7 protein-coding genes are annotated in these 8,072 nt (G+C 71.1%); 3 read left to right on the top strand and 4 right to left on the bottom strand.

The window, feature by feature from the left end; translation table 11 throughout:
- Positions 1 to 173 precede the first annotated feature (173 nt).
- The 3 genes from rsmH to RIF89_RS08735 all read right to left on the bottom strand — a co-directional run bounded on the left by rsmH (position 174) and on the right by RIF89_RS08735 (position 2,350).
- Complete coding sequence (gene rsmH, locus RIF89_RS08745) at positions 174 to 1,142, bottom strand: 16S rRNA (cytosine(1402)-N(4))-methyltransferase RsmH (RefSeq protein ID WP_309068736.1); 969 nt, start codon at positions 1,140 to 1,142, stop codon at positions 174 to 176.
- 122 nt (positions 1,143 to 1,264) lie between these two features.
- Entirely contained in the window at positions 1,265 to 1,696 is a 432-nt protein-coding gene (gene mraZ / locus RIF89_RS08740; RefSeq protein ID WP_203135528.1) for a division/cell wall cluster transcriptional repressor MraZ, read from the bottom strand.
- Positions 1,697 to 1,954: 258 nt separating this feature from the next.
- Positions 1,955 to 2,350 carry a DUF3040 domain-containing protein gene (locus RIF89_RS08735; RefSeq protein WP_309068735.1) on the bottom strand — a complete coding sequence of 132 codons (396 nt, stop codon included), beginning with the start codon at positions 2,348 to 2,350 and terminating at the stop codon, positions 1,955 to 1,957.
- A gap of 65 nt (positions 2,351 to 2,415) precedes the next feature.
- On the opposite strand from RIF89_RS08735, the gene RIF89_RS08730 reads away from it, so the two are divergent.
- On the top strand, positions 2,416 to 3,501 hold the full coding sequence (locus RIF89_RS08730) for a polyprenyl synthetase family protein (RefSeq protein ID WP_309068734.1): 1,086 nt from the start codon (positions 2,416 to 2,418) through the stop codon (positions 3,499 to 3,501).
- A gap of 22 nt (positions 3,502 to 3,523) precedes the next feature.
- Here RIF89_RS08730 and RIF89_RS08725 read toward each other — a convergent pair whose 3' ends face one another.
- Positions 3,524 to 3,874 carry an Rv2175c family DNA-binding protein gene (locus RIF89_RS08725; protein ID WP_309068733.1) on the bottom strand — a complete coding sequence of 117 codons (351 nt, stop codon included), beginning with the start codon at positions 3,872 to 3,874 and terminating at the stop codon, positions 3,524 to 3,526.
- A gap of 288 nt (positions 3,875 to 4,162) precedes the next feature.
- On the opposite strand from RIF89_RS08725, the gene RIF89_RS08720 reads away from it, so the two are divergent.
- Together RIF89_RS08720 and pknB are read left to right on the top strand one after the other, a co-directional pair.
- Positions 4,163 to 5,656: a LysM peptidoglycan-binding domain-containing protein gene (locus RIF89_RS08720; RefSeq protein WP_309068732.1), complete on the top strand. Its 1,494-nt coding sequence runs from the start codon at positions 4,163 to 4,165 to the stop codon at positions 5,654 to 5,656.
- A 144-nt stretch (positions 5,657 to 5,800) separates the two neighbouring features.
- A complete protein-coding gene (gene pknB, locus RIF89_RS08715; protein WP_309068731.1) occupies positions 5,801 to 7,960 on the top strand; it encodes a Stk1 family PASTA domain-containing Ser/Thr kinase in 2,160 nt (719 codons plus the stop codon).
- Positions 7,961 to 8,072 lie beyond the last annotated feature (112 nt).

Here is an 8,072-nt window from a genome sequence, read left to right as displayed (position 1 = left end):
CGCGATCGCGATGGCCACGGCACCGGCGAAGGCGACGATCGCGTAGCCCAGCCGCGGGCGGCGGCGCGGTGCGGCGTCGGGGACGGCCTGCAGCCGGCGGCGCGGTGCGCCGGTCGGCTCGGGACGGATCTGAGGATGGGCGGCGCGGACGTCGACCGCCGTGTTCGCGAGACTCATGCCGCCTCCTTGATTCGTTCGATGGCGCGCAGGCGCACGGGCTTCGCGCGCGGGTTCCGTGCGGCCTCCTCGTCGCTCGCGAGCTCCGCGCCCTTGACGAGCAGGCGGAACTGGGGGGCGTGCTCGGGAAGCTCGAAGGGCAGTCCGGGAGGCGCGGTGGACGTCGTCGCCTCGGCGAAGAGCCGCTTGACGAAGCGGTCCTCGAGCGACTGGTACGACAGCACGACGAGCCGCCCGCCGACAGCGAGCGTGCCGAGCGCCGCGGGGATCGCACGCTCGAGCGCTGCAAGCTCGCCGTTCACTTCGATGCGAAGCGCCTGGAACACGCGCTTGGCCGGGTGGCCGGCGTTCTTCAGAGCCGCGGGGGTGGCCGACTGCAGGATGTCCACGAGCTGCCCGGAGCGCGTGATCGGCGTCGTCTGCCGGGCCGCGATGATGGCGCGGGCGTAGCGGCCGGCGAGCTTCTCCTCGCCGTACCGCTCGAAGATGCGGCGCAGATCGCCCTCGCCGTACGTCGCGACGACATCCGCGGCCGTGATGCCCTGCGTAGGGTCCATGCGCATGTCAAGCGGCGCGTCCTGCGCGTAGGCGAAGCCGCGCTCGGCCTCGTCGAGCTGCAGCGACGAGACGCCGAGGTCGTAGAGGATCGCGTCCGCGTGGTCGTGGCCCGCGGCGCGGACCGCCTCGGCGATGCCGTCGTAGACGGTGTGCACCAGCGAGATGCGGTCGGCGAACGGCGCGAGGCGCTCGCCGGCGATGCGGAGCGCGTCGGGGTCGCGGTCCAGTCCGACCTGCTGGATGTGCGGGAAGCGCTCGAGGAACGCCTCGGAGTGACCGCCCATGCCCAGCGTGCCGTCGACGTAAACGGCGCTCCTCCCCGCCTCCTGCGCGTGACGCAGGGCGGGGCCGAGCAGCTCGACGCAGCGCTCGAGCAGGACGGGGATGTGGATGTCGCGGAGGTTCATGATGCGTCGGGTTCTGTGAGGAGGTGAAGGCGGTCCCTCGGCTGTGATCCCCAACCGCTCGACCTGGCGCCGGGGAAGTGCGTCAGGGCTGCGGGTGGGGGTCGCAACCGGGGGCTCGCGTCTCAGAACAGTCCCGGGATCACCTCCTGCTCCATCTCCGAGTAGCTCTCTTCGTTGCTTTCCAGGTAGGCGTTCCACGCGGCGGCGTCCCAGATCTCGGCGTGAGCTCCCACGCCCGTCACGACGAGTTCCTTCTCGAGTCCGGCGTAGGTGCGCAGGTGCTGCGGGATCGTGATCCGGTTCTGGCCGTCGGGGGTCTCGGCGCTGGCGCCGGACAGGAACATGCGCAGGAAGTCGCGTGCCTGCTTGTTGCTGAGCGGGGCCTGACGGACCCGTTCGTGCACCTGCTCGAACTCCGAGGTGCTGAAGACGTACAGGCATCGCTCCTGGCCGCGGGTGACGACGACTCCACCCGCGAGCTCCTCCCGGAACTTGGCGGGGAGGATGACGCGGCCCTTGTCGTCGAGCTTGGGGGTATGGGTACCCAACAGCACTGGCCATCACCCCCTCCGTCCGGCCCTCGTGAGGTAGCCCCCACTTTACTCCACTTCGCCCCACTGTCTAGAGCGAATCGCGGCGAGTTCGGCGGCATTGGCCGCGACGATGCGCGGAATTCCGCGGTGGAGCGCGAGTGGGGCGCGGTGGAGGAAGATCGTGCGCGCTGAGCGCCGATTCGGTCGGACGGGAGGCCGCCGAGCACGAAAAAAGCGCCGACCCGAAGGTCGGCGCTTGATCTGGGGGAAAGTGGAGGGCTAGCCGTCGCCGTTCTGACGACGCTCCCAGCGCTCGTTGATGCGGTCCATGAAGGAGGAGTTCGCGCGGGCGGGACGCGGACCGCGGCCAGCGCCGGTGCTTCGCGGCGTCGGCGCGCTGCCCTTCACGGGAGTCACGGCGAGGATGACGCCGCCGAGCATCGCAGCGAAGCCCGCCACACCCAGCGCGAGGCCGAGCGGCAGACTCGTGCGCCACAGTGCGATGCCCGCGATCACGGCACCGAGGCCGGCCAGCACGACGAGCGCGCCGATGATCAGGTTGCGATAACTCAGGACCTGTGCGCCCGCAGGCGCGCTCACGACATCGGCGTCGTTCTGCATGAGATGGCGCTCCATCTCATCGAGAAGGCGCTGCTCCTGTTCGGAGAGTGGCATCTTGTCCCCCTCAGGTGATGGCTGACCCTCATTCTAGGCCCCGCCCGGAGAACTAGGCTAGGCCCGTGACTGCCTCGCTCCCCCTTGTCGAAGCGATCTCCCAGCGTCTCGATAAGTTTACGCACGCACGCGAGGAGGAAGCGGCCGAGTTCGGCGACGAGGGCCTCGGCTTCGTCGGCCACGCGGCGGCGAGCGTGCGGGGCGGCAAGCGGCTTCGCGCGCGCTTCGCATGGTGGGGCTGGCGCGGCATCGCCGACGACGATCGCGACGCCGATGCCGTGATCGGCACGTGCGCGGCACTGGAGATCTTTCAGGCCGCGGCCCTCGTGCACGACGATCTGATCGACAACTCGGACACCCGCCGCGGTCGCCCTTCCGCGCACCGTGCGCTCGAGGCGGCCCATCGCGGTGCCGGCTGGACCGGCGACGCCGAGGCCTACGGCCGCGCCGGCTCGGTGCTCCTGGGCGATCTGCTGGTGGCGTGGAGCGACGACCTGTTCGAGGAGTCGCTCGCGGACCTCTCCTCGCGCGCCGCGGCGGCCGTCGCGCGTGCCGAGTACGCGAGGATGCGCCGCGACGTCACCGTCGGCCAGCTCCTCGACATCGCCGAGGAGTCGGCATGGAGCACGGCGCCGGAGGATGCGCACGCGGAGCGGGCGCTGCGGATCGCGTCGTACAAGTCCGCGCGCTACAGCGTGCAGCAGCCGCTCGTGATCGGCGGGGCTCTCGCACGGGGCGACGAGACGCAGCTGCGTGCGCTGCGCGCGTTCGGGCATCCGCTCGGCATGGCGTTCCAGCTGCGCGACGACGTGCTGGGCGTGTTCGGCGACGCCGACGAGACGGGAAAGCCTGCCGGCGACGACCTGCGCGAGGGGAAGCGCACCGCGCTCGTGGCCTTCGCCCGCGCGACGACCGCAGGCGCCGATCGGGAGCGGTTCGACGCCATGCTCGGTGACGTCGCGCTGACGGACGCGGATGTCGCGTGGCTGCGCGACCTCATCGTCTCCAGCGGCGCGCTCGCGCGCGTGGAGGCGTTGATCTCCGACTACGCGGCGGAGGCCGATGCCGCACTGACCGCGGCGCATCTTGAGACCCGAGCTGCGGGCGAGCTGCGCGCGCTCGCGCGCGCAGCGGTCGAGCGCCGGGCCTGACCGGGACCGGCGAGACGCCGGATCAGCCGAGCGTCTGGGCGACCCGGCGCACCTCTGCCTTGCGTCCGGCGCGGAGGGCCTCGATCGGCGACACGCCGATCGATTCCTCAGGGGTCAGCAGCCAGTCGATCGCCTCATCGTCGCTGAAGCCGACGTCGTGCAGCACGAACACGGTGCCACGCAGCGACGACAGCACGTCGCCGTCGACGAAGAACACCGCCGGGATCTTGAGCGCGCCCTCGCGTCGCGACCCGACGAGCGCCTTGTCGTCGAGCAGCCGCCGCACACGACCGGGGGTCTCGCCGATCAGCTCGGCGACGTCCGGGATGCTGAGCCACTCGGTCTGGGTCCGTGAGAAGTCTTCCGCCGTCACCTTGCCACTATCTCATCCGGCGGGCCCGACGGCCGTCCCGCTGGGCACCACGCGAAACCCGGTCCGGCCACGCCGATCACATTCGTCACATAGGACACACCAGTGGCGATCCGTACCGACTGAAACATGGATCACCCTAGATACCACTGGTTGACACGTTTTCACTTCCGTGACACGGTTTCTTGAGCCAGACATTCAGCAGACCCGCGCTGAAGGTCGACAAGAGGGGAACCCATCGTGCACCGTCGTACTCCTGCACGCGCCAGCCACGCCAAGGCGAGCCAGCCGATGCGCTCGCTGTTGACCACCGTGCCGGTGGCGATCGCGGGCTCCATCGCCCTCTCCCTCGGCGCCACTCCGGCCGCCGCGGCCGAGGTGAAGGTCCGTGACGGTGCGCGCGAGGGGCAGACCCGCACCGATGCGTTCGGCACCGTGCGCGGTGCGAACGCGGTCAAGGCCGCTCCGGCTCCCCGCATCGAGACCGCGGTCCGCACCGCCGCTGCTCCCACGACCCACGTCGTGCAGCCGGGCGACACGATCACGCGCATCGCGATCCGCGCGGGCCTGCGCACCATCGACGTCCTGACGTGGAACAACCTCAGCTGGTCGAGCACGATCTACCCCGGTCAGGTGCTGCGGCTGACGAAGGCCGCCTCTGCCCCCGCGGCGGTCGCCAAGCCTGCGGCCGCCAAGCCCGCCGCCGCGAAGCCCGCAGCGACCTACACCGTCAAGGCCGGCGACACCGTGTGGGGCATCGCCCACCACCACAAGACGACGGTCGCCGCCATCCTGCGCGCCAACGGCCTCAGCTCTGCGGCGGTCATCTACCCCGGGCAGAAGCTCAAGGTGAGCGGCGCGTCCGCGACGCCCACGCCCGCGGCGGCCTCCGGCGGCTCCGGATCCGTCGCGACGTCGAAGCCCGCGGCGCCGTCGTCGAGCGCCGCGACCTACACGGTCAAGGCCGGGGACACGGTGTGGGGCATCGCGCAGAAGCACCGCGTCAGCATCGCCACGATCATCAGCGCGAACGGCCTGGACAAGGTCGCGACGATCTTCCCCGGCCAGAAGCTGAAGGTCGGATCCGCCGCCGCGGCCCCCGCTCCGGTGCCCGCATCCGCGCCCGCGCCGGCCGCGGCCCCGGTCACGTCGGGCAGCGGCAAGACGCACGAGGTCAAGGCCGGCGACACCCTGTGGGCGATCGCGCAGAAGCACGGCACCACGGTCTCGGCGATCCTCAAGGCGAACGGCCTGTCGAGCGGCGCGATCATCTACCCCGGGCAGAAGCTGAAGCTCTCGGGCGCCGCGGCCGCGCCGGCTGCCGTCTCGAAGCCCACGGCCGGTGACCGCGAGGACCCGCGCATCCAGCGCTCCGCCGTCCTCGACGCACAGCAGATCGAGAACGTCCGCCTCATCATCCGGGTGGGACGCGACATCGGCGCGTCCGACCGCGCGATCGCCATCGCCCTGGCGACCGCCATGGTCGAGTCGGGCATCCGAAACCTGAACTACGGCGACCGCGACTCGCTCGGCCTGTTCCAGCAGCGCCCGAGCGCCGGCTGGGGCACCCCCGAGCAGATCCGTGACCGCGTGCGCTCGACGCGCGTGTTCTTCGGCGGCGCGCAGAACCCCAACAAGGGCAAGACCCGGGGTCTGTACGACATCAAGGGCTGGGAGAAGATGGAGTTCACGAAGGCCGCCCAGGCCGTGCAGATCTCCGCGTTCCCGAACCGCTACGGGCAGTGGGAGACCGCCGCGTACGGCTGGCTCCGCCAGTTCGGCTGAGTTCCCGCCCGTCGCGCGCCGGGGTGAGCGACCGAGCGCCGGGTGGAGACCGTCACGGCGTCGTTTCGCGCGGCCCGCTCCCCTCTCGGCATCCGCGGGTGCGCCGCTCCCGGCTCCTCAGGGGCCCGAACGTAGAATTCACACGTGAGCACGAGTCAGCAGGTCGATCCCCTCATCGGGCGGCTTGTCGACGGCCGGTACCGGGTGCGCGCCCGCATCGCTCGCGGCGGGATGGCCACCGTCTACGTCGCGACCGACCTGCGCCTGGAGCGCCGCGTCGCGCTCAAGGTGATGCACGGCCACCTCAGCGACGACAGCGTCTTCCAGAGCCGCTTCATCCAGGAGGCGCGCTCGGCTGCCCGCCTGTCGGATCCGCACGTGGTCAACGTGTTCGATCAGGGACAGGACGGCGAACTCGCCTACCTGGTCATGGAGTACCTGCCGGGCATCACGCTCCGAGAGCTTCTCAAGGAGCAGCGGCGGCTCACCGTGACGCAGACGATCACGATCATGGACGCCGTGCTGTCGGGGCTCGCGGCCGCCCACCGCGCGGGACTCATCCACCGCGATGTGAAGCCGGAGAACGTGCTGCTGGCCGAGGACGGCCGCATCAAGATCGGCGATTTCGGCCTCGCGCGCGCCTCGTCGGCCAACACCGCCACGGGACAGCAGCTGCTCGGCACGATCGCGTACCTCGCGCCCGAGCTCGTCACGCGCGGCACGGCTGACGCGCGCAGCGACATCTACGCGCTCGGCATCCTGCTGTACGAGATGCTCGCCGGAGAGCAGCCGTACAAGGGCGAGCAGCCGATGCAGATCGCCTTCCAGCACGCGACCGATTCGGTGCCGCGACCGAGCGTGAAGAACCCCGGCGTCCCGGAGCAGCTCGACGAGCTCGTGCTGTGGGCGACGGAGAAGAACCCGGATGAGCGTCCCTCCGACGCGCAGGAGATGCTCGAGCGGCTGCGCGAGATCGAGCGCGAGCTCGGCATCGCTCCCCTGCCCACCCGCTCCGCCCCCGCGTTCGAGACGCGCGCGCTCGCATCCGAGGCGAGCGCCTCGGGCGCGACCAAGATCCTGCCGGGCGGTCTCGTCTCCACGGGCGAGATCACGGGCGAGGTGGTCGACACCGGGCCGGTCGAGGAGGCGGACAACGCGTCTCGCCTGCGTCGTCGCGCCGAGCAGCGCAAGCGCAGAGGAGGTCTGCTGATCGCGCTCGTACTCGTGCTCGCGGCGGCAGCCGGCGCGATCGGATGGTGGTTCGGCTCGGGCCCCGGCTCGCAGGTCCAGGTGCCGGATGTGGCGGGCATGACGTTCGCCGAGGCGCAGCAGGAGCTGGCGGGTGCCGAGCTCGTCGCCGTGGAGGACGCGGACAACGACCCGTACGTGCCCGCGGGCCAGACGATCCGCACCGACCCGGGCATCGGCACGCCCACCGACAAGGGCGCCGATGTGCGCGTGTTCATCTCCACCGGCCCCGCCGAGGTCACCCTCGAGTCCTTCGAGGGACTGTCGCTCGCGGACGCGCAGTCGATCCTCGACGAGAGGGTCATCACGTATGACGACGCCGAGAACCTCCTCGTGTTCTCCGACGCGCCGGCAGACCAGGTGATCGGCCTCGACATCCTCCCCGCCGGCACCGAGGAGCGTGTCGACTGCTTCGAGGGCTGCACGGTCCACGAGGGGGATGTCGCGGACTTCGTCGTCTCCCTCGGCCCCCTGCCGGACGTGACGGGCGAGCCGGTCGACGAGGCGGAGCAGATCCTCGCGGACGCGGGGTTGAACCCGACGGCCACCGAGGAGTACGCGCCCGATGTCGCCGCCGACACGGTGCTCCGCGTCGAGCCGCGCGCCGAGGAAGGCAACTGGCGCCCCGGCGACGACATCACGATCGTGCGCTCGCTGGGCGCGCTGCCCGATGTCACCGGCAGGTCCACGGCGGACGCGCAGCAGACACTCTCGGAGGCGCGGCTGAACGCGGTCGTGGTCGAGGAGTACAGCGAGAGCGTGCCCGCGGACACGATCATCCGCGTCGCGCCGCGCGCCGAGGAGGGCAACTGGCGCCCCGGCGACGACATCACCATCGTTCGCTCGCTCGGCCCCCAGCCCATCCCGGTGCCCGAGGTACCGGACGGAGCCACGGTAAGTCAGATGGCAGCGCTCATTCGTGAGGCGGGGCTCACGCCGTCAACCTCGCTCCCCGAGGGCATCCTGTGGGACTTCTTCACGGTCGCGAGCCTCGACCCCGCTCCCGGCACGACGCTGCGCCGCGGCGACACGGTCACGATCGTCAGCCAGGGCTGAAGTCGCCCCCGCCCCAGTCCGCGGACGCGCAACGGCTCTCGGGTGGGCCGGAGGCGAGACCCCCAAGACCACCGTCTCACCGTCTCACCGGCACGAAGCCGACCGCGGCGGA

It is taken from the genome of Microbacterium sp., assembly GCF_031178525.1.
Lineage (GTDB): Bacteria > Actinomycetota > Actinomycetes > Actinomycetales > Microbacteriaceae > Microbacterium.
This window is presented reverse-complemented; position numbering and strand designations above follow the sequence as displayed.

Coding starts and splice junctions, on each gene's coding strand:
- rsmH (WP_309068736.1), bottom strand. CDS start 1,142: ATGAACCTCCGCGACATCCACATCCCCGTCCTGCTCGAGCGCTGCGTC.
- RIF89_RS08735 (WP_309068735.1), bottom strand. CDS start 2,350: ATGCCACTCTCCGAACAGGAGCAGCGCCTTCTCGATGAGATGGAGCGC.
- RIF89_RS08720 (WP_309068732.1), top strand. CDS start 4,163: ATGCGCTCGCTGTTGACCACCGTGCCGGTGGCGATCGCGGGCTCCATC.